Origin of the sequence: Taibaiella helva (assembly GCF_003545695.1) — a bacterium.
GTDB classification, from domain to species: domain Bacteria; phylum Bacteroidota; class Bacteroidia; order Chitinophagales; family Chitinophagaceae; genus Taibaiella; species Taibaiella helva.
Genome location: NZ_QUZZ01000015.1, coordinates 41630 through 63215, shown reverse-complemented (window position 1 = coordinate 63215; position 21586 = coordinate 41630). Strand labels below are relative to the sequence as shown.

Genomic DNA, 21586 nt, shown 5'->3' with positions numbered 1-21586 from the left:
TTGAAGGCAGTTTGCTATTGTAAGGAATCGTAGTCTATCATGATTCTTCTTTTATAGGCATGTTCTAATTGCTCGATTGACACCTTGATATCTTTTAAAATCGCTGTATCCTTTTTTACATAATAATAGGAACAGGCAATTAAAAAGGCTTGTTCCGGTTCATTTTCAAAGGCTTCACTCCATAAATCTTTATAGAGACTGTCATTTTTATTTAAGTAAACAGCTTTGAAATTTTTCATTGATGTTATTTCGTAATCTGGAAAACTATCATTTTTCTCCATAGAATTTGTAGATAAACTGGGCTCTGATGCGTTGAACCTTATAAAATAAAATACAGTTAGAGCAATATTAGCTATGAGAGACAATGTTAACAGAATGTTTTTCATAAAATGCTTTTAGTTTTCTTTTTCTATTTCTTTGCCAATAGTAACTGGAGATGGTTCACTAGAACCTGTATTTACATTGCGATTAGTGTTAAATTGAAAATTGCGTTCATACCAAGACGGGGCTTCTTCCGCATCATAATCTCCGGCACTATAAGAACCAGTCATTTTCCCATTTTTAAATACATTCCAATTGCCTTTTTCACTATTCATCTTATGGGCTGTACCAGGTTTATAATCTCCACGTTTGTTCTTAGGATCGTCTATTTTTCTTGGCCCGAGTTCGCCATCATCAGAGAAGGCATCTCTTTCATCTGGTGCAATAATCGTTAGATTGGGAAACTCACCGCTCATATTTTCTGCATAAGAAGGAGTGTAGTTTCCGTCTTCGTCAACATACGATCTACCAACTCTACAGGAGTGTAAAATAACTACTAAATCCTTCGAGTCTTTGTTTTTCTGGTAAACATCACTCTTTTCCAAAATAGCTTTAAAATCCTCCTTCTTGTTAGACCAATTGCCATTTCCTGAAATGTCAACATTTGATGGTGTGCCATGTGCGTAAATATGCACGGCAGACTTATCCGTATTACCTATACCCGCTTTATATATTGTAGGGTCCTTTCTTTCGTTAATTAATACTACCTCCAACCCCTCCAACTCTATACCATTTACTACTTTATTTTCTGAAAACGCATAAGTACTATTATGTACATATTTATCCGACAAAGGATCAACCTGCCAGAATCTTCCGATCTGCGGATCATGCTCCCTGTACTTAAAGCTGTAAATGTTTAGTCCAAAATCATTTTCATGGCTCTGCTTCTGGAATTTATACGGCTGTTCCTTATGTCCGGGACGCGTGTCCAGCGCCAGGGTTAAGCCGAAGGGGTAATAGTGGTTCTCTTCCATTACTTTGCCTGCGTAGTGCTCAATCATAATGTTGTCGAACCAGACATCTTTACCCAGGCTCTGGTTATCGACAAAGACGATGATATAGCCCGCATCAGCACTTACCACACCCACTTCGGTACCTACCGTTCCCGCGGGCATTACCGGTCCGAAGGTCGTCCAGCCGCCCATGCCATCCCAAGGTACTTGAGTTACTGCGCTGCCTCCTCTAACCAATTCAAATTTACTGTTGAACTGCAGCACATTCAGGTGCGCCTTGGGCCTCGCCGGATCATCGTTGAGCGAAAGCTGGGCCAGTTCTCCTACCAGGGCGGGGTTATTGAAAACAGTCTGGATGGTCCGCACATTATCGGGCAGCTCGGCGATGGGTACACCCGAATAGGTATTGCCACCCAGCAATACGCTGGCAAGCGATTCAACCAGTGCTTCCGGCTGCGCCGATCCGTTGTCTTTGAAGCCATCTTCACTAAAGGCATCGGTCCTGATCACGAAACGGTCGCCGGGCATGGTCTTCAGCATAATGGCCGTTCCGATGCGTTTGTCGCTACCATTAAGCCGGGCTGCCATACGATCCTCGGGATCTGTACTGCCGGGCTTTGTATCCCTTACCGTCGGAATATTGTCAAAGACCAATTGCTCGACACCTGCGAGTGATATCTCATGCCGGGCCAGGTAAGTCTCGTCGGACGGCTCTGCGTTCAGCGTGCTGCGCACATTGCCCAGGTGATCCTTTACAAAGTAATCGAAAGTAAATTTCAGCTCATTGCTGCTGTTGGCAACCGGTCGCGCCCTACCTTCGCTGTTCAGCACGTACTGGAGGGTATCGTTCTTATAAACGAAGTTACCGATATAATCAAAGACATCCGTCTTGCTACTGTTTTTTGCTTTGGTCCGTTTCTGCAGCCGGTTGCCAAGGGCATCGTAAATGTTAACGATTTTACCCTCATTAGTTCCACCCATCAAGATGATCTCCGGCTTATTGAGCTGGCTGTAGGCAATAGCGGTATTGATGCCTTTGTTCGCATCCGTGAGCATATTCCCATTGGCATCGTAGGTATATTCCGTAGCGGCATTGGCATTGTTTTTAAAATCGGGCAAAGGCGTAGTAGCCGATGCCGGTATCGCATCCTGCACGCTGATCAGCTGGTTGCTGCCGGGTGCATAGGCATAGGTCAGCTGGTCCATTGCAATCGGTGCGCTGATGCCCGGGAAGGGTACGCCTCTCTGGTTCATGTGCTGGATATTGCCATTGAGATCGTAATCTATTCCCGAAACAGTATAGTCGTAGCTGGTTGTCGGCCACTGCCAGCTGCCGGGACTCTTGCGGCCGTATTGGGCATGGGTCAGCCGGTTGAGGTTGTCGTAGCTGTAGCCGTAGGCCTGGGTATCGGCAGCGCTACCGGCCATGCGCCAGGTAATGCCCGCGATATTGCCGTTGTACAGCCGGCTGCCAAACCCTTTGTCGTAATAAAGGTTTTCCTCGAACAGGTGCACGCTATCCGGGTCATTGTTGGTATTGCGCACATCGATGTGGTTGAGAAAACCCCGCAGGGTATATTCCTGCAGCATATTGGCTGCCGGCGTTTGCTTCACCACCACGCGGCCGAGATGGTCATAATAGAAATTAGCCAGGGGATAATCGAGGGCGCCATCATTGAACTTCTGGGTGACGTTTGTAAGGGACGCCCTGCCGCCACCTATCTGGAAGTCATAGGTATTGGTGGTCAGTATCTTAATATTGGCCGGCGGGCCGCCGGCGACACCCGGCAGCTCTTTTGCATCAGGATTCTCGTGCTGCAGCAGGTTTTTGCCCAGCTGCCCCTGGAAATAATAGGTATTGCTGCTGGTCTCAATACCACCCTTATAGTTCTGCGAACGTGTCTGCATCACGCGCCCCTGTTCGTCATAATAGTTCACGCTGCTGAGCCAGCGTTCGTTGCCGGATTCCGGGTCTTTCACTTTTACCTTGGTACCGGTGGCCAGGCTCCTGGTCTGGCTGCTGAACTGCGAAAGATCGATAGGGTTACTGCTTATGGCAATGCCAGGGAATGGGTTAGGGTCAAAAGGCAAAGACGAGAGCTGATCATAGTTGTCATAGTAAGTATAGGTCTTCACTTCATAACCCAGGCCGGTCTCCGGCGGATAACTGTTATACAAAGCATAATCATTGCAATATTGAAATATAAATCCGTTAGCAATGGTTCCGACATCCATAGTCTGTTGCAGGTTATCTTTATCAAGCTGCATATCGCCATAGGCCTTCAGCTGAATACCGGTTGCAATGGTCCGGTCCAGGGCATCATACAAGGTAAAGGCCCATTTGCCGTTATCTGCCCTTAGCTTGCCATCCTGGTAGAAGACCAGCCGGTCACGCTTATCGTAGATCATGTATTCTACTTCTTTGCCGGGTATCTTCTTCTCTTTCGTGCGCCCTTTGGCATCATAGCCGTACCGGTAACAAAGCTCTGTTACACCGCTCAGGTTCCAGGTAGAAGAGATGGTTGCTACTGCCTGCGGCGGGATCACATAGCGGAGCCGGTTCAGGTTGTCATAAACGTAATAGGTGCAGGCAAAGCCGTTGTGCCCGGTGGTACCGTTGATCCAGTTTTTCTTCAGGATCAGCCGGCCCATCCGGTCTTTATATTCCAGCGTGTATTTACCGTCTTCATCGGTCGTCTTCAGCACGCTGAGGGTGCCGGGAGCATAAGTGCCGGAGGTCTGTGGCAGATCGCCTGCGGCGGCGCCGATCGTAAAGATCCGTACGCCGTCTGCTGCGGTATTGGTTAAATAGGAATAAACCGTACCCTTGCCGCTGCCTACCCAGCTGCGCCCCGGCGGCATTTGTTTCAGCACACGGTTCAGTGGTGACCCATCCGTTTCTGTCTTGCTGTAAGGCTGTTCATCCGGGCCGGCCTGGTCGTAAAAAATGCGCAACCCGCTTTGCGGAACACCTTCCAGCTTACCATCCGACTGTGTCGTCCGTACCGGGAAAGGCAGGTATTGATAGGTTTCCGCGCCGGTATTGTCGTCATAGACAACATGATTGATGATATCGTATCCGTCTTCATAGGCCTTTTTGGCCACCGTTTGCAGCGGCCTGCCCAGGCCGTCTAAGTAAACCGTTGTTTGGCGAAAAGGTATGGAGGAGCCGATAAGCGTCGGTATCGCCTTGTCCGGTATAAAGGTCTTTACGTAATTACCTTTTCCGTTATGGATTATGCTGCCGATTCCGGGATAAGGCACCTGTTGGGGGGTGCCGGGAGGTGTTGGTTGCGAAGGGAGGTTCTGGGCCGGGTTCGGCAATTGCTGTCCGCTGAGGGGTTGCATGGCAAAAACAGCCATCACCGCCAGCAGGCCTGTATAATGAAGTTTATTGTTCACGTGCTTAGGATTTTAGAGATTACCCATGTATTTATACTCGTAGGCTTTGATTGTGTTACCCCTGATATCTTTCTCCGTTTTCAGGCGGCCCATATTGTCGTAATCGTAACGGATAATGCTGCCGGCGCCATCGTCCCTGCTGGTGATCCCGTTCAGCGGGTCATAGGTGAAGCTTTCCATCACCGAACCGACCGGGTAGATCCTCAGCTCATCCAATTGGCCGGTACCGTTAATGGTTACAGGGCCATTCGGGCTGGGGATGAGATGTTCGTAATAGGTCCAGCCATTGGCACTTATGCCGGTGCTGCCGGGACTGCTGCCGCTGACCACTGCCGTTCCGCCTTTCAGCCAATAGGAAACGATATAAGCCGCCGGTGGTGGAATAGGATGCGGGCTGGGATCGCTGTTATCCGCCGGACGGAAATAGAAGGACGGGCTGCCCAGGGAAAGGTCGAGGAACCGTCGGCCGGTTAAAGACTGGCTGGCTGAATTCACGACAGCGCCTTCATTATAAGTCCAGTTGCCGGTGGCCCCTTCTTCAAAGCTGGTAAAGCCCGCTTTCCTGCTGTTATCATTATTGCGTACTACAGCGATGGGGAAAGCGTTGGCATAACCATAAATATATTGTTCGCCCTGGCTGCCGGGCAAGCTAAGGCTGACCAGGTTGGCACGAGTATCATACTCGGCGGCATAAGCTTTCTCTTTATACCGGTTGTCCTTGCTGATGCTGTTACCACTTATTGTTGCGGGTTGAAAGTCAGTGATGCCTTCGCTCAGCTCCAGCTTATAGCTGCGCTTCATCGCCAGGAGCCCGGGCTGTGGCGCCACAAGATTACCAAACTGCTTGTAGCTCGCAGCGATGGTCAGGGGACTGCCGCTGCCCGGTAGCCAGAGCTGGGTATATTGTTCTATGGGTATGCTGTGCATGTGCTTTTGCTGTAGCTGACTGATGAACGCAGCATCGCCGATGGGTGCACTGCTAAGGGCATAATCTGTAGGATATTTGATAAACGTCGTACGGCGGCTGCCATCTGAGTTATAGGTCGTTGAACGGGTCGGCTGCCGATGGTTGGGATTATCATAATCGGTCACTGCGATAGTGCTGGTCCCGGCAACGAGGTCATAAGTCTTTATGGTATCCACATAAATCCAGTCGCAGGGGAAACTATATGTCCTTTGGCGATATAAGGGGGCGAAATCAGAAACGCCGATAAGGCCACTGTTAAAGCAGGGATAAGAAGTGATGAGCTTAGCGGTATGGCCGGCGAAATTCTGTGCCGGGTTGAGCACCGTCCTGTTATTGTAGATCGTGCGCTGTACTTCTACATTGGCGTTAGTGAAGACGCTTTTGGTTAGCATCCTGCCAAAACGCCAGGATGCGGGAAATTCACCAGCTGGTTCTGTAAAAGGGGTAAAAGTATATACATTGTAACCGCCTTCTCCGTGTTCCCCGATCACCTCTCTCACGGTATCATAGGCGGCCTGCGGACCGGCCTGGAAATTATGGGTGCTGTTGGAGCTTACAACCAGGCCCTGCGTTTTACCATATTGACAATCGTTAGGATCATTGGTCGGCAACTTGTACCATTTATAGATTTCTTCGGTATAATTGGGTGCACTATATGCCCGGCAATTGGGGTAGCCATACTTTTTGATGATACTTTTATCTGTGAAATTATCGTATAGCGTGATCTTCGCTATGCGTAAGCCACCCACAAATTCTGTGGGCGGTGTATAGGTATTCAATACCTTCTTTGGCCATTTCACTTTAAGGGTTTGTCGTACGCCCCAGCCTTCATCCAATACGTGGCCAAAAAACTTATAGGATTTCCCGGGATAAAGGGTCAGGTTGGTGGAATAAGCCCAGTTGGCTGTATTTGTATTATAATTATAGGTAAGGTCATATTGCGCCCTTGTCACAGGACTGCTCATCGGGTTAAGGCTGCTATATTCATAAAGCTTTCCCTGGACACTCGCATGGGTCAGTAGTAAAGGATAGTTACCACCACCGCCAATGCCTACGCCGCTTGCCGTGTACTTAGCAGACAATCCAGCGCCAAACATATCTGTAGGTAGTGTGGGAATAGTAATGATGTCTTCCCAGGTGCCATTGACCGGATGGCCGGTATGGATCATTTCCGCGTACATCGTCGAGTCAAAATAGATAATGGCGCTATCCAGCAGCTGTGTCGGATAAACTTTGGCATGGGACTGCCAGCTGAATTCGGCGTAGCCTCCTGTCGGGTAATTGACCTTGGTCAGCATAGCAGCCTTTGCATAAAAGGGATTAACGTTTCTGTCGGCGCCGTAGTAATGAATGCCAGGCTTTGTAAAGCTGGGAATTAAGCCCCTGCTTTCATTACCAATGGCTCCGTTGTAGAAGCCCCAATGATCGATCTGGTTGGAAAGCTTGCCGGGCAGTGGCGTCTCGTTGTATTCAAAGCTGTATTGATAAGCATCCGGCGAGGTCAGTGTCGCCAGGCTGGGCGCAAAGGTTACCTTCTGCAGGCGGAGGCGCTTGCCCATATAAGGTTCGTTGTTACCCGGCGTCACAAAGTAATCCTGGTCAAAATGGATCACGCGTTTCAATAGCGCATCTGTACCGTACAACAATAGATTTTTAATACGCGGCACCCGGTCGCCGCCAAGGTCTTCCCTGTCGCCCCAGGCGATGTCATATTCCAGGCTGCCATTGTTCCATATGATCCGCTTCAGCTGCCAGCCCGTTGTGGTCTGGCTGATCTGGCTAAAGGTACCGGGTATGGGCGGATCGTTCGGCGCCATATCGATGCTGTAGGGAGATAAAGGAAACCCATCTGGCCGGAAAGTGGTGAAGGAATAGCTGCGGCCTACAGCTTGTCCTTCCTTCATATTCTCATATTCCAGCACAATAGAATCCACATTGTTAGCGTCCCTGATCTTGGTGAGGTACCATGCCCTCGAAAAAGAGCTGGAAGATGCATCACGGTTATGGGTATACTCCGTAAGGGTGAAAAAATATTGTGTACCATTCTGGTCAACGATCGTCCAGGATTGATCAGGGCCGTTGTATGCTGTAGAAATGGCAAGATTTTGCTGGGGCAGGCAGCGGAAGGAATCGGCATAGATAAATTTACCACCATTGCCCGGGAAGCTAAAGGTATACACATCTGGTACGCCATCCAATCCGCCCGTATTAAGCGACTCTAAAAGGTGGTAGTCGTCTGTGCTGGTAGGCAATAGAGCGGCATTGGTCCATTGCAGTCCATATTGCCGGTAGGTACCGTCATCCTCTAGACCAAAAATTCCTTGCTGAATGGCACCTTCAGCCGAAAGCGACCATCCCAGGCCAACTGAACCTGAGTTTTCCGCGACGCGGATACCTGAAGCAACATACTTCAGCGTGACCGGCAGGGTCAGCTTACCCGTATTGATCGTATATATCGGGATGGAAATATCGGGCGTGCCCGTCGAGTAGTTGACCGGCAGCTCCGTAAACTTCAACAGGCTGGATACATTACTCGAAGGCGTTGTGATCTTGGTCAGGTCTTCACCATAGTCATTTCCCTGCGCCATCGCAGTACCACCTCCAATAAGCATGGCAATGACCATAGCTGCTTTACCAAAACTTGTTTTCATATTGTGATAGCCGTTTTTTGTTATGATATTTTATTTCTGTTTTCTTATCATTTACCCCACCCAAACCGTAATACCCACGGGCTTCTCAGGTTTTCCTGCTGCCAGAGGAAGTTGTAGCCGATCAACAGTGTGCCGCTCCAGCGGCTGCTGATACGGTAGCGTTTCATTACGCCGATATAGGCCGTTTGCTGCTGGCCGCCAAAGGCTTCTTTGAGGGCGTTATCATTATTGTTGTCCGGCTGCGGCTTGTTCTGCTGCTCCGGCAGGTAAGCCCGGTTACCCGGCCGGAAGCTGCGCTCGTAGCCGGCCTGGAAGCTGAAGCCATAGATCCATTTCCAGTCGGCGAAAGCGCGCGCGGTCAGTCCTTCATAGCTGAAGCGTATATGCTGCCAGTTTTGTCCCAGTCCTGCGCTGAGTCCCAGGCCCAGGCCATAGCTCAGACGCGGCGTATGCTTAAAGGCTACGGAAGCGCCCAGGTCCAGCATGGCCGGGCGCAAGCCATCGGTGCCGGCACGGCTGGTCTGGAAATTATATTGTGTCTCCAGCCGCTGCCAGAAAGGTTTTCCCCGCTCGGGGTTCTTCCTGAAGGAAGGTTTTTCGATATGCTTTAATTTGTCTTTGGCCTGACGGGCTTCCTGCACACCCTGCCTGGCCTGGTCTACACCGCTCTTCACTTCGCTGAGCTTTCCTTTCACGCCCTCCAGCTGAGCAGTATAATCCTGAATCTGCTGACCCATCTGCTGCTGCACGGCGCCGAGGCTGCTGCCGAGCTTTTCCTGCAGCATGCCGTTCACCTGGTCTTTGGTTTGGTAGCCGATGCGCTGCAGGTCGGCGGCAGTGGCTTTGTTGCCCAGTCCGCTGAAAGCCTTATCGGTATTGAGATAGCCCGAAAAGCCTTCGGTACCCTGCAGGTATTCCAGGGCTTTTTCTTCCGCAGCATCCGGGTCATCGGAAAGCTGCTTCCAGGCTTTCATTTTCTCCTGTGCATAGTAAACGTTTTTCTGTATCTGCTGCAGGCCGCCCAGGTTCTGGTTTCCGGCCAGGCGCTCCAGCGAGGAGGTCCGTTGCCGGATAAGCTCGTCGAGCTGCTGCCCCGAACCCAATTGCTGCTGCAGCTGATCCAGCTTATCGGTATAGGGAAGGTCCACTCCGGCTTTACCGGCCAGCGAAGAAGCTGCGCCCAGCTTGCCCGATTGCCGCTGCAGGAATTGCTGTACCCCGCGCAGGCTGTCGATCACACGGCTTTTCTTATGCGACAGCCGGGCCAGCGCTGTGGTATCGTTGGACAGGTTCGCTATAGAATCATAGCTGAGCTTTTGCCCCATATACTGCCGGTACAGCGCAGAATCTTTTGCCGCCAACTGCCGGGCGATCTTTTCTTCCTTGCGCTTGAGCTTGCGCAGCAGCCGCTGCCGTATCTTATCGCTGTGCTTCAGATACCGGTCCAGTCCTTTGGTGCGGCTATTAAGATAGGTGGTCGCGGCTGCAATAGACGCCTCTGTCTCCTGGGCAGGGCTGCGCAGGGGCATACACAGGATAAGCGCCAGGATAAGGGCACAGGCCCGGGAGCGGTTTTTCATAAAATCATTTAGCCACTGTCCGGCTTGCTTCATGACAGCAAACCGAACCAGAAATGACAACGGGAAATTAGCCATAATTTTTAATACTAAAAAAAATTAAAGATATTTTTTAGTTATAAAATACAAATATTATTTGATTGTCATCGACAGGTACCATACGGGCTGCTTACCGAAGCTGCCCGGCCAGGCCATATCGAAGCGCAGGGGATAACCGGCCAGCAGCGTCCTGGCACTGAAGCCATAAGCGTATTTAGGGCTGCTTACAGCCGGCAAAGTCTTATCGGAAGACACTGCCGCGATATCGGCAAATAAGCCCAGCTGCAGGTTGTACACCGCGCTGATACCGGTACGCAGCGGGACCAGGTTCCGGAACAGGGGGACATACAGATCGGCGTTCATCAGGGCAAAGCGACTCCCGTAAAGGCTGTTCTGCTCATATCCCCGCAGGGGGGTAATGAGCGACTGGAAAGCATAGGACGACTGCTGCGGAAAGCGCACCGATGTATCTGCCCGTGGTACGATGTTGTTGTCCAATCCGCCGAAGTTGTACAGGATATGGCTCTGTCCGCCACTGTAGCCGGCCTGCGCCTGAAGCACCAGGGTAATGTGGCTGACGAGCGGCTGATGCCAGGCCAGCTGGCTGCGCAACCCGTATAGCAATGTCGACTGCTTGCCGGTAGAAGCCATACCATCAACAAGCATTTTACCTTCCCAGCCTTTGTACAGGAAAGGTACCGTCGGCTGCAGCTTCTTCACCTGCAGCGCGAGGCTGCTGATGCTCCACCACGATTGCAGGGCTTCGAAGTTGAGGCTGTAATGGTCTGTGGCCAGGAAGACGGTACGGTCGCGCCGGGCCGCCGTATTGAAGTCCAGCGACCAGTCGTAATGCAGGGGATAATGAAAGCCGAGTTCGTAATAATGCGTCTTTACCTTAGCTGCCTGTGGGTAAGGAAAGCCCTGCTTGTCTTTCCAGTCGCGGCCGGGATCGGGCTCCAGGCTTTCCACCTTGCGGAAAAACAGGACATGCCAGTCGAGCTTGCGCGCCGTGTTCTCATAGCGCACGAAAAAGTCGCTGCCCTCCGTTCCGGCCGGCAGCCGGTAGCCGATATTGAAATGATGGTTCTCAAACAGGTCGCTGAAGCCGCCGCTGGCCATCGCCCCCACGGAAGGAAATTTAAAGGTGCCCAGATAGGCCTGGAACGGCTGATAACGGTTGATGTAATAGTCGTTGTTGATCTGCGCCGAAAAATAGGCGCCGTAGAGCTGCAGCAGGTAAGGCTTTACCTTTTTGCGGCTGTAGGCGAGCACCCTGCGCAGGCTGTCCCTTTGCCGGCCTGCCAGCCCGGGGTCCTCGCCCGGACTCAGGATGCCGCGCAGCAGGGAAGGCGTTTCCGCAGCCTTGGCTTTTCGTAAGAGGGCATCGATACTGTCTTTACGTGCCAGAGCGCTAAGGTAGTCCTTCAGCCAGGGCGCCTCATTCGCAGTAGTCCCTCCCATACATCGTTCATGGGCAGGATCCATAGCAAACACGCCTGTGCAGTTGCTGCCTGTATACAGGACTCCGTCTCCCGCATATACCGGCCGCTCCCGGCGCAGGTAGCCGGTATCCTTCAGGATAAGCAGGCCCTTGTTCCCCTCGGCCATTTTCGGACTATGGATCATTTGCTCATAAACACCGTAGGCCCTTACAGCCGTATCCTTGTGAAAAAGGCTATCGGGCGGGTAGCCCGAGCGGTAGGCTATACGTGTCCTCCCGCCGTATTCACTTACTGCAAGCTGGATATGCTCTGCGAGGCCCGATGTGAGCGGCTCATAGCGCAACCGCTGTCCGTCGAAGATCACGATGTCGCTGCGCCCTCTGCGCGAAGCCGCCAGCAGCCATTTATTGTTATCGTAAGGGAACAGGCTGCTTACACCATCCACACCATATAAAGTGCGGCTGTCTTTAAACGTGCCGTCGGGCCGGAACACCTTCAGCAGCAGCCTGCCTTTGTCCGGCATCACCACGCTAATGTCGCTGCGCACCACAGGCCAGCAGATCACCGGGTAAGGATCATTACCGCCATCATTCAGCCAGGGTGGCAGCAGGTAAGACAGGAAGGGCCTGGGATGATAGCGGCGATCCCCGAGTTGCGCAAAGCGCAGGCTGTACGCCTCCCGCCGGTTATCCCGCTGCAGTACAAAATAAAGGTAGCCATCAGCATCGTTCCGGGCCAGCGACAACAGCTTCGCGTTAAAGCGTTGCTCCAGGTACAAGGGCATCGTGTCGGCCGGCAGGCTGTCGCGCCAGCAAAAGCGGCCCAAAGAATCCGGCTCCGCTCCGGGTTCCGGCACCTTACGATAAAGTGATCCCGATACGGCAGCATAACGTTCCCTGTAATAACGTTCGCATTGTACCAGCAAGGTATCCATGCTGCGCTTCGTGACCAGCCGCAGCGAACGGGCAAGGCTCTTCTTTTGCTTCAGCTGGAAAAATACCTGCAGAGCAGCATGTTCTCCATAACGTTGCTCCATGAAATAGCAGAAGGCCTTGCCGCCACCGGGCGCCGCTTCCACAAAAGGGGCGTTGTCTCTAAAAAGATAACGCAGATAGTAGTATAGTTTCGTTTCTTCTTCCGCGCTCCAGCCGGCAGCAAAATAGCCGGTCATGCCCAGCCGGAACCAGGCCGGTATTGGTGGCTGAGGGGTGTTGAGCTGGTCGGTCATGTCGCCCTGCAGCTGCTCTTCCCAGGTAAGGTTGACCCAGGCTTCCTTCAGCTGCCGCCTGAATTGTTCGTAGGAACCGCCGAAGGCCAGCACCACGCGATTCCCTTTCATTTGAATAGTAGGAAAGGTTTGCTGTTGCTGGCTGTACAAGCCTATATTGGACTCGTACAGCTGATCCGTCGAGGGATAAATAACCAGGTTGGGAATGCCTTTGACCGGCACACCCATTTCCTGCTTTACCGTAGTCATAATATCGGGTAGCTGTACCGAGGCAAAGCTGGCCAGGCTGTCGTATCCTTTGGGAAAATAGAGATGGGAAGCCGGTGTATGCAGCGTCTTCCAGGAATAATGATGGTACTGAAAGCGGTTATAGACGGCGGGTTGCTGTGCTCCCAGGACAAGAGGTAGCAGCAGTACTCCTATCAGCAGATAGGTAATAAGTCCGCCGGAGCAATGTCGTGATTGGGGTGTCATGGTAACGGGCGCTGCAAAAATCAATAATTTATTCAGAAACCTGTAACATTGCAGTGTTTTTTTATCCCCATGAAAAAAAATATAGAACTTATTCTTATTCTGATGCTATCCTGCTGTCCCGCCGGCCGGGCGCAGCAGGTATGGGAAGGGGGTAAAGAAAAGCTGGAGCAGGTAAAAGAGAAGGGTGAAAAGAAGATCAGCCGCCTGAAACAATGGAAGCAGCACATAGCGGAATGGGGCCTGGATCCTGATTTTAACCATGCGTTGTCCCTGTCGGGAAGGCTCAACACCAACGGCTGGAGCACAGGGCTTTGCTATCTCCACCAGAAAAGTCCCGGCAATAAAGTCCTTTGGCAGCTTCATTTTTCCGAGATCAGGCACGAGAAGGAGGCTAAGCAGGAGCAGACCCGCGACCTCTATCCCGGCCTGGGCAAAAGAACTGCTTATATTTTCGGCAAGATCAATAATGCTTACACCCTGCAGCTGGCTTACGGCAGAGAGCAAATGCTCTTCCCTGCCCTGCTCGACGGCAACCTGTCGGTAAGCCTGCGCTATTCCGGCGGGCCAGCGCTGGCACTCCTGAAGCCTTATTACCTCAACCTTATTTATGTCGACTATGTACCGGAGCCACAGGCCCATATCCAGACAGAACGCTACAGCAGCGGCAACAGCGACCACTTCCTGCAGCCCGGCTTTATCCGGGGCCGGGGCAAATGGAGCAAGGGATTGGGTGAGATCCGGTACTGTCCGGGCCTCCTTGCCGAGCTGGCCTTTGTTATAGAGCCGGAAAAGCCGAAAGCCTTTGTAAAGGCCATCGTCATCGGCGGCAATGCGGCGTTCTACACTTCCCGTATCGAGATCATGGCCGAACGCAAGGCCTATCCTTACCAGGCCGCCTTCTTCGTGGGCCTTACCCTCGGTAAACGCTGGCGCTAGGCACTGCAACGCTATCTTCCCCGCACCTTCAGCACAACCTGTTCCAGGTCGGTCCAGGCTCCGCCATTATAAACATGCCTGAAGCCCCGCGCCTCCAGGAGCTGCTGTACCTTCACGCTGCGCAGGCCATGCGAGCAGCAGGTGATATAAGTCTTACCTGTATCCAGCATCGTATAGCGCTCGCGTATCGTTCCCAGGGAAATATTAACCGCCCCGGCAATGTGACCGGTCGCAAACTCGCTTTTAGTGCGCACATCGAGGATCACGGCGCCGGCAGCGATCTTTGCTTCCAGGCCTTTGTCGAGCTTTACAAAACGATAAGTACGGTAAGCGATATAGATCAGCAGGACGATACCCACAGAAAGAAACATGGTCTTCATAATTTGCGCAGGATCTTTTTGTCGATGTAAAAAGTACCGAAAGGAATAATACAGGCCAGGAGTACCTTCCAGGTTACCGAGCGGAAACGCCAACCCTGCTCCACGCCCATACTCAGGGTATTGAACACAAAAAGCAGGAAGAAGACGCCGTGTACCGGTCCCAGCGCCTGGGTCAGCCGCGGGTCGGAGCAGCCGTACTTTAAGGGCAGGGCAATAAAGACCAAGGCCAATAAGGAAAGGCCTTCCAGGAAGCCGACAAGACGCAGCCTGCCGATTTTGGTTTCGAATAGATAGAGCATTACTATCGGAGATAAGGCCGGTAGGCCAGTGGAGAAAAAGGCCAGGGAATGGCCAGGAGTATGATGAAAAGAGCCAGCGAATACCAGGCCAGCATGGTGCGGAACTGTCCTCTGCCTGCCGGTCTTCGTTTCGTTAATGCCGATCCAGCAGTAATGATTGCAATAGCAGTAAGCATGAGCAGGATATGGATTGTACCAAAGAATAAGGTGTCCGGGTTTTTCTTTGCTTCATCAAAGTGCTTCCAGAAATACTGCACGATAGGGCTGCGTATATACAGCAGCATGCCGATCACCAGCTGGATATGGGCTACCGTGGCCGTCCAGTGCCGTACGGCATTGTCGGTAGGGGTAAAAGATCGGTTGCTCCTGTAGCCTCTGGAAGCCCTGCAAACCGCGTAGAGTAAGGCGATCAGTACGAGCCAGCGTATAATGGAATGGTAAAAAATAAGCGCCTGGTACATGAGTAAAAAACTTGCGGAGCAAAGGTAAAACAAAAACATACTAGTCGGTATGTTTTTGTTTTAAAAAAACTGCAGCCAGGTCTTTGGCTGCAGTTTTTTACGGTTTTGTAACGAAGCGTTTAGCGGAGCGCATCGAGGTATTGCTTCAGCGCTTTCAGGAAAGGAAGATAAACCGACTTGCTGTTTTCCAGCTTCCCGAAATTGCGGATACCCCAGTAGCCGGACATCACGAATAAAGTGACCTGCTTTGCATGCACGTCTTTCCGCACCAGACCACCTTTTTTTCCTTTTTCGATAGCAGCGCTCATAACCTTTTGCCACTGCTGCGTCAGCTCCTCCAGGGCCTTGCTGAAATCCTCGTTCCAGGGTGTCATCTCCTGTGTAAGATTGGCTGCCGGACAGCCATATTCCACTTTGAGAAAATCGTTCTTCATCAACAGCCCATACATCATATCATAGATGGCCTTCAGCGGGTCGGGCTGCCGGAGCAACGGCTCTATCAGGCCTTCAGTCAGGGCAGGCTTCATGATCTCTTCGATAATAGCCAGCCCCATTTCATCCTTATTCCGGAAATGATAATAGAAAGCACCTTTGGTTACCTGCGTGGTCGCCAGTATATCGTCGATGCTGGTGGTCTGATAGCCCTTCGTATAGATCAGCCCGAAAGCTTTCTGCAAAATATCGCGCCGTGTCGCCGCTGCTTTTTTCATAAAAGATACCGCCTGGTCTTTTTTGCAAAAGAAAGGAATATTCCTTGCTTTATCAAGAAGACCAGGCGGCAGACCAGCTGTGATGAGGCTTAGTGATGTACAAAGGAAGCTGTTCCTTTCAGGGTCTCATCCCACCATTGCACATAGTAAAGACCGGGAGCAAAGGATTTCAGCGAAAAAGAAGCTTCGCGTTGCCCGGCTGCCCGGCTGGACAGGATCTTTCCCGTCGCATCGGTGATCCTTAAAGTACCGCCAATGGCCGGCAGATTAAACGTAATGCGATCAGTAGCAGGATTGGGATAGCCTACCAGGGCGATCCCGCGGGATAGCTCTCGCTCTCCTATACCTGTGGTGGTGTTTTGGAGCTCATAAGCACCGATGTCGATTTTACCCAGCGCTATACGGCTATGGCCGGCAATGTCCGTACCCAGCATATGACACTCGAGCGTATCGCCTTTATTGATGCAGGTTGAAACGGTCTTCAGGTTAAAATTGGCGACGGTGGCATCAACGCTTCCGCCGGGTACAAAGGTCGGCGCCTGCAGCCCGGGGTCACTGCCGGTGATGTTCGATGTCGTGTCGCCCAGCAGGTGCACCATGCCCGGGTCGCCGCTAACCATATCGGCAACAGCGGTATTGATGAAATTATGGTCAAACGTGATCCTGGCTTTCATTTCAGCGTAGACCTCGCTGGTATTATAAAGCTGTGCGGTATTTCCCTGGAAAATATTATTCCGGATGAGGGCCTTGCAGGTATCATTCTTCTGCGGACCGCCGCCATCAGGGCCGATATGGATGGAGGTGCCATGATGCCGCGCCGTATTGTTGATGATCGTGTTGTTGGTGATAACAGCGCTGGCATCTTCCAGGTTAATAGCGCCACCTTTATAGGTCGAGGCATTGTTGGCAAAAACATTGTTGCGTATCCGGGTCATGAATTTTGTGCTCAGGATCTCGATCGCACCGCCCCCGTTGTCACACAGGTTGGCTCCCCAGGCATAGTTGTTGCAGAAAAAATTGTTGTCGATATCCACGGGGCCTTTGGGCTCCTGGATAAACAAGGCCCCGGAACGTTCCCCTTCGTTGTGATGGATCTTATTGTTTTTAATCACGATCTCATCTGTCCAGCCGATAAACATAGCGCCTCCCGATTTACCCAACCGGTCGCCCCCCGGGTTATCGAAAATCTCACAGCCGGCTACGGTTAGCTTGCCACCGTTGGTATAGATGGGCGTAACATCCCGCTCCGTATTGTGGATCTTGCTGTTGCGGAAGTAGGACATCCCTTCCGTTTCAGACATGAACACATAGCCGCCCAGTATGGTATGCCCATAATTAGCGTCAAAATCACAGCTGTCGACAGTTATAGAGACTGCCGGATCTTCGGAGAATAATCGCACAGCCGGCATATCGCGGTTGTGTGTAAACCGGCAATGTACAATGCTCATACTGCGTTCCATCCGGATACCTTCGGCAAATGCAGCGGTGCTCTTGATATCCCTGATATCGCAATAGCGCAGAACGGAAGGATCGGCCAGGCTGCCGCCCGCTTTGAAGTATATGCCCCGCCAGCCGCCGGTAGAGGCCAGGTAATTGCTCCAGCCTGTAGTATCCTTTACGCTGAAGCTGATCCGCTGCGTTGCATTGCCATTGGCCTGCAAGGTGCCGTTGACCGTGATCAGGTAAGGGCCGTCGACCACCACTTGCACACCGGGATCGATGCGCAGCTTGCTGCCGGCCGGTACCGTAAGATCGGTACGTACAAGATAAGGCGATCCCGATAAGGTCCAGGTGCCGCTGACCGTGGGGCTGGTTATTGAGGTTTGTGCCTGCGCCGGCTGCAAGCCGAGCGCAACAGCGATCATCAAGTAGATCTTTTTCATTTTGGGTTGGTTTAGTGAATGGCTTGGAAAAATGTAGCAATAGCTGGCTCTGTTCAGGAACATAGACCGTTGGTACGCTGTCCCGGAACGGATTACGATCCGGCTCTTCCCGCAAAGACCGCTGCCCCATCAGTCCCTGTTGGTACAGGAAAGTGGGTATATTCCTGTAGCTTTATCCCGGTAGCACGCAAAGCTGTCCGCTCAATGAAACAAAAATGAACACTTTGCAGACAGGCTCAGGTACAGCAAAGCCGGGCAAATAGCTGCCCGGCTTTGCGTTGAATAAGATCTAATGCTCTTCAGACCTTAATGCGATTCGGTGTACTTCTTAAAATTATCGAGGATCGCCTGCCAGCCGCCCTTCTGCATGTCCACCGGGTTCTGTTCTTCCGCATCGAAGGTCACCACAACCTCAGTCTGGCTGCCCTGGCCGTTGAACACGACATTGGCCTTCCTGCCATCGCCCATGGTATAGGTAAATTCTTTGCCCTCATCTACCTTATCGTACACGGCTTCGAAGTCAAATCCCCAGCTGCCGTCCTTAGCCTCCATGCGGGCGCTGTATTTACCGCCCGGCCGCATATCATTCTCAGCACGGGGACATTGCCAGTCGTCTGAAGCAAAGTTCCATTTGGTGATGTGTTCGGGGCTGTTATAATAATTCCATACTTTTTCCGCGTCTGCCGCGATAACGTTCTGAACTGTGATCTGAGTTGCGCTCATTGCTTTCAATTTTTAGAGGATATTGATTTAAAAAAATAGATGGATTTATGGGTTCAGGGAAGCCAGCAGCTCGTCGAGGCGTTCCAGCGTTGAAGTCAGGCCTTCCTGCATGCCCATCTGCACCACGGTTTCGAGATCGGCAAGCGAACCATAAGTTACTACAGTGTCTACCCTGGCATGTTCGCCCAGGTCGGTGAAGCTGACAACCCAATTGGCGCGGGGCAGCTGCGGGTTGACTTCGCCCTGCTCATTACAGAAAGCGTCCATTGCGGTATAGCTTTCGATCGGCTGAATACTGAGGTAGTCCATACGCCCCCAGTATTCCGTACCATTGGGCTCTATCATGGCATACAGCCAGTAGCCGCCTTCCCTGAAGTCCATGGACCTGGTTTTGGTCGTAAACGGCTTCGGGGCAAACCACTGGTCCAGCAATTCGCTTTTGGTATAAGCATCCCATACCAGCTGGCGGCCGGCCCCGAACGCTTTCCTGATGGTAATTGTGTTTCTTTCTCTGTCGACAAGGAAATCGAAAGGCAGGCTGTTTCTCATTTGTTTTGATTCTTTAAGGTTAATAATAAGCTGTCAAGCTGGTCGAACCGGTCTTCCCAGATCTTCCGGAACTGCGCCAGCCAGTGATCGATCTCTTTCATTTTAGCGACTTCAAGCTGATAATAGATCTCGCGTCCTTCATGCCGCTGATGCACCAGCTCGCATTCGGTCAGTATTTTTAAATGTTTCGATACCGCCTGGCGCGTGGTATCGAAGTGGGCAGCTATTGCGTTGGGCGTCATTGCCTGCAGGGCAATGAGGGCAATAATGGCGCGCCGTGTAGGATCGGCGATGGCCTGGAAAACATCTCTTCTCATAATTTCGCAACTATTCAGTTGCAAATATAAATGCAACTTTTCAGTTTCGCAAATTTTTTATGGAAAATTTTCATTAGCCTCTTCCGCCTTCTTCACAACGGACGTTGCGCCCGGACAGCATTGCGGACCGTGTCGCCTCCCGAAGTCCGAATGTCCTCATTTCTATCAGACGCCTGTCCTAAAAATAATTTTTTTGTACAGGTTTATGTATAAAATTTGCGTGCGTGCCGGCAAGCGGCGCGTAACTTTATATTCTATTCCTGTGTCATGAGATATTTGCTTAGTTTCCTGGCAATGCTGCTTTGCCTGCTGACGGCTGTCAGCGCACAAATACCGGTGAATGAGGACGCTTACAGCGACAGCCTCAGCACCTTACTGTCCCATACACAGCCCGACAGCGCCAAAGCGCGGATATGCTACCTGCTGGCCGATGCCTGGACCGGCCGCGATAGCGCCAGGGCGCAACGCTACCTGCAGCAGGCAGCAGCCCTAAGCGGATCCAACCCCTACCTGCGTGCCCTGGCGCCACTTTATACCGCCATGTCCTGTTTCCAGCGCAATCCCGCGAAGGCCGAAGGCTTGTTTATGGAAGCTGAGCAGCTGCTGAAAGCTTTTTCTTCCAGGGAAGCCCTTCTTTTCCGCGCTAAGCTATGGACCAATTACGGGATCCTGCAGCAGATCAAAGGCAATACCAGCGGCTATCTCAAAATATTAATGGAGCAGGCCATCCCCTATGCGCAACGTTCGGGCAACGAAGGGCTGCTGGCCAATATTTATACCTATGTCGCCCATGTCTTCAAAGAGCAAGGCTATTACCGCAAAGCCGAAGACTATTATACGATGGCTTTCCGGCTGTTTGAGAAAGATGCCTCCTATGAGCAGGCGCTGGTCTTTGCCTGTCTTTCCGCTGCCGAAACCTACCTGCTGGACAGCAATACACACCAGGCCGGCCTGCTGCTGACCAAAGTCCGGAACAAGCTGCGCTATGGCCCGCCCTCCCGGCTGAAAGCGACCTTTTATAAGATCAATGGTGAATATCTTATCCGCCGGGAGCAGTACCGCGACGCGATCAGCAGCCTGGACAGCGGTATCCTGATCGCAAAGGCTTCCGCCTCGCCTTCCTATACCATCAGGAATATGCTGATTGAAAAGTATAAGGCGCTGAAAGCCTCCGGGCAATACAGGCAGGCGAAAGAACAGCTGCTCCGGACAGTGAAGGAATATCCCCCTTTACCCACTAACCGGATCGTGGATGCCTATGAGCTTGCGGATATTTATGCGCTGACCGGCGATATGCGCTTGGCTTACCAATGGCAAAAAGAATATGGCCGGTTGAGCGACAGCATTTACGACAGCAAGCTCAGGAACGAGCTGAGCGAGCTGGATCTTAAATACAGGACGGCAGAAAAAGAAAAAAGCATTATACGCCTGCAGTCGGAAAAGGATAAAGCCTTGCTGACGGCACGCAACCACCAGGCCACGACCTGGTTCCTGGGCGCGGTGAGCCTGCTGCTGCTGATAATGCTGATATTGGTCTTTCTTTTTTACCGAAACAAAAAACGTACGCTGGCGCAGAAGGAACAGATCAGAATGGCACAGGCCATGCTTACGGCACAGGAAGAAGAGCGTACAAGGATCGCACGCGACCTGCACGACGGCCTGGGCGGTATGCTGGCCGGCGTTAAGATCAGCCTTTCAGGCCTGTCTCTCACCGGGGAAGAACGCATCGATGCGCAGGCGCTACACAGCGTTACCAGCCAGCTGGATCATTCGATAACGGAGCTGCGCCATATCGCGCACAATATGATGCCTGAAATATTGCTGAAGCTGGGATTGGAAACAGCGCTGGGCGATCTTTGCGGCTCATTGCAGCGCCACGGCCTTTCCATACGGTTCCAGAGCCTGGGCATACAAAATGATATTCCCCGGGAAAAGCAGGTAACGATCTACCGCATTGCCCAGGAGCTGCTCAACAACATTGTCAAACATGCGCAGGCCCGCAATGTATTGTTCCAGTGCTCGCAGAATGGCTCCGTCTTCCTGCTCACTATCGAAGATGACGGCAAAGGCTATACCATGGACCGCTTACCGGCCGGACAAGGCATGGGCTTAAAGAATATTGTGAGCAGGGTCGCCTACCTGCAGGGCAAGATGGAGATCGTCCCTTCCGACCATCACGCTGCCGGAACAGCCGTCAATATTGAGCTGGACGTCAGCCATCAGGGCGCCATCCCGTAGCTTATATAATGAGACACGAAAGCGGGCTGTTTCCAG

15 protein-coding genes are annotated in these 21586 nt (G+C 51.9%); 2 read left to right on the top strand and 13 right to left on the bottom strand.

What is annotated here, in order from left to right; genetic code table 11:
* Positions 1-14 precede the first annotated feature (14 nt).
* The 5 genes from DZC79_RS18890 to DZC79_RS18870 form a co-directional block, all read right to left on the bottom strand.
* The gene (locus tag DZC79_RS18890; RefSeq protein ID WP_118953181.1) at positions 15-386 is read right to left on the bottom strand and encodes a hypothetical protein; all 372 of its coding nucleotides are present in this window, start codon (positions 384-386) and stop codon (positions 15-17) included.
* 9 nt (positions 387-395) lie between these two features.
* Positions 396-4676 carry a DUF6443 domain-containing protein gene (locus tag DZC79_RS18885; protein WP_157977275.1) on the bottom strand — a complete coding sequence of 1427 codons (4281 nt, stop codon included), beginning with the start codon at positions 4674-4676 and terminating at the stop codon, positions 396-398.
* Positions 4677-4688: 12 nt separating this feature from the next.
* The gene (locus DZC79_RS18880) at positions 4689-8294 is read right to left on the bottom strand and encodes an RHS repeat domain-containing protein (RefSeq protein WP_118953179.1); all 3606 of its coding nucleotides are present in this window, start codon (positions 8292-8294) and stop codon (positions 4689-4691) included.
* Between the two features lie 47 nt (positions 8295-8341).
* A complete protein-coding gene (locus tag DZC79_RS18875) occupies positions 8342-9874 on the bottom strand; it encodes a hypothetical protein (RefSeq protein WP_157977274.1) in 1533 nt (510 codons plus the stop codon).
* Between the two features lie 129 nt (positions 9875-10003).
* Entirely contained in the window at positions 10004-13054 is a 3051-nt protein-coding gene (locus DZC79_RS18870; protein WP_118953177.1) for a BamA/TamA family outer membrane protein, read from the bottom strand.
* 69 nt (positions 13055-13123) lie between these two features.
* Between DZC79_RS18870 and DZC79_RS18865 the strand changes: the two genes are divergently transcribed.
* Positions 13124-13990, top strand: coding sequence for a hypothetical protein (locus DZC79_RS18865; RefSeq protein ID WP_118953176.1), 867 nt, complete (start codon positions 13124-13126; stop codon positions 13988-13990).
* 11 nt (positions 13991-14001) lie between these two features.
* Here the strand turns inward: DZC79_RS18865 and DZC79_RS18860 are convergent, their stop codons facing one another.
* From DZC79_RS18860 to DZC79_RS18825, 8 genes are all read right to left on the bottom strand, one after another.
* Positions 14002-14370, bottom strand: a complete 369-nt coding sequence (locus tag DZC79_RS18860) for a rhodanese-like domain-containing protein (RefSeq protein WP_118953175.1) — start codon at positions 14368-14370, stop codon at positions 14002-14004.
* Complete coding sequence (locus DZC79_RS18855; RefSeq protein WP_118953174.1) at positions 14367-14669, bottom strand: DUF3817 domain-containing protein; 303 nt, start codon at positions 14667-14669, stop codon at positions 14367-14369. The genes DZC79_RS18860 and DZC79_RS18855 overlap by 4 nt, the downstream gene beginning before the upstream one ends.
* Before the next feature lie 2 nt (positions 14670-14671).
* On the bottom strand, positions 14672-15169 hold the full coding sequence (locus tag DZC79_RS18850) for a hypothetical protein (RefSeq protein ID WP_232831882.1): 498 nt from the start codon (positions 15167-15169) through the stop codon (positions 14672-14674).
* Between the two features lie 80 nt (positions 15170-15249).
* Positions 15250-15840, bottom strand: a complete 591-nt coding sequence (locus DZC79_RS18845; protein ID WP_118953172.1) for a TetR/AcrR family transcriptional regulator — start codon at positions 15838-15840, stop codon at positions 15250-15252.
* 89 nt (positions 15841-15929) lie between these two features.
* Positions 15930-17723 carry a choice-of-anchor Q domain-containing protein gene (locus tag DZC79_RS18840; RefSeq protein ID WP_157977273.1) on the bottom strand — a complete coding sequence of 598 codons (1794 nt, stop codon included), beginning with the start codon at positions 17721-17723 and terminating at the stop codon, positions 15930-15932.
* A 306-nt stretch (positions 17724-18029) separates the two neighbouring features.
* Complete coding sequence (locus DZC79_RS18835; protein WP_118953170.1) at positions 18030-18446, bottom strand: SRPBCC family protein; 417 nt, start codon at positions 18444-18446, stop codon at positions 18030-18032.
* A 45-nt stretch (positions 18447-18491) separates the two neighbouring features.
* Complete coding sequence (locus tag DZC79_RS18830; RefSeq protein ID WP_118953169.1) at positions 18492-18995, bottom strand: SRPBCC family protein; 504 nt, start codon at positions 18993-18995, stop codon at positions 18492-18494.
* Positions 18992-19312 (bottom strand): ArsR/SmtB family transcription factor, encoded by a 321-nt coding sequence (locus tag DZC79_RS18825; protein ID WP_118953168.1) that lies wholly within the window; start codon positions 19310-19312, stop codon positions 18992-18994. The genes DZC79_RS18830 and DZC79_RS18825 overlap by 4 nt, the downstream gene beginning before the upstream one ends.
* Positions 19313-19579: 267 nt before the next feature.
* Between DZC79_RS18825 and DZC79_RS18820 the strand changes: the two genes are divergently transcribed.
* Entirely contained in the window at positions 19580-21550 is a 1971-nt protein-coding gene (locus DZC79_RS18820; RefSeq protein ID WP_118953167.1) for a tetratricopeptide repeat-containing sensor histidine kinase, read from the top strand.
* The last annotated feature ends 36 nt before the right edge of the window (positions 21551-21586 follow it).

What these genes read in the sequence shown, in the direction of transcription:
- DZC79_RS18870 (WP_118953177.1), bottom strand. Translation starts at nt 13,054, where the DNA reads ATGACACCCCAATCACGACATTGCTCCGGCGGACTTATTACCTATCTG.
- DZC79_RS18875 (WP_157977274.1), bottom strand. Translation starts at nt 9,874, where the DNA reads ATGAAAAACCGCTCCCGGGCCTGTGCCCTTATCCTGGCGCTTATCCTG.
- DZC79_RS18830 (WP_118953169.1), bottom strand. Translation starts at nt 18,995, where the DNA reads ATGAGAAACAGCCTGCCTTTCGATTTCCTTGTCGACAGAGAAAGAAAC.
- DZC79_RS18835 (WP_118953170.1), bottom strand. Translation starts at nt 18,446, where the DNA reads ATGAGCGCAACTCAGATCACAGTTCAGAACGTTATCGCGGCAGACGCG.
- DZC79_RS18860 (WP_118953175.1), bottom strand. Translation starts at nt 14,370, where the DNA reads ATGAAGACCATGTTTCTTTCTGTGGGTATCGTCCTGCTGATCTATATC.
- DZC79_RS18825 (WP_118953168.1), bottom strand. Translation starts at nt 19,312, where the DNA reads ATGAGAAGAGATGTTTTCCAGGCCATCGCCGATCCTACACGGCGCGCC.
- DZC79_RS18890 (WP_118953181.1), bottom strand. Translation starts at nt 386, where the DNA reads ATGAAAAACATTCTGTTAACATTGTCTCTCATAGCTAATATTGCTCTA.
- DZC79_RS18845 (WP_118953172.1), bottom strand. Translation starts at nt 15,840, where the DNA reads ATGAAAAAAGCAGCGGCGACACGGCGCGATATTTTGCAGAAAGCTTTC.
- DZC79_RS18850 (WP_232831882.1), bottom strand. Translation starts at nt 15,169, where the DNA reads ATGTTTTTGTTTTACCTTTGCTCCGCAAGTTTTTTACTCATGTACCAG.
- DZC79_RS18865 (WP_118953176.1), top strand. Translation starts at nt 13,124, where the DNA reads ATGAAAAAAAATATAGAACTTATTCTTATTCTGATGCTATCCTGCTGT.
- DZC79_RS18855 (WP_118953174.1), bottom strand. Translation starts at nt 14,669, where the DNA reads ATGCTCTATCTATTCGAAACCAAAATCGGCAGGCTGCGTCTTGTCGGC.
- DZC79_RS18820 (WP_118953167.1), top strand. Translation starts at nt 19,580, where the DNA reads ATGAGATATTTGCTTAGTTTCCTGGCAATGCTGCTTTGCCTGCTGACG.
- DZC79_RS18880 (WP_118953179.1), bottom strand. Translation starts at nt 8,294, where the DNA reads ATGAAAACAAGTTTTGGTAAAGCAGCTATGGTCATTGCCATGCTTATT.
- DZC79_RS18840 (WP_157977273.1), bottom strand. Translation starts at nt 17,723, where the DNA reads ATGAAAAAGATCTACTTGATGATCGCTGTTGCGCTCGGCTTGCAGCCG.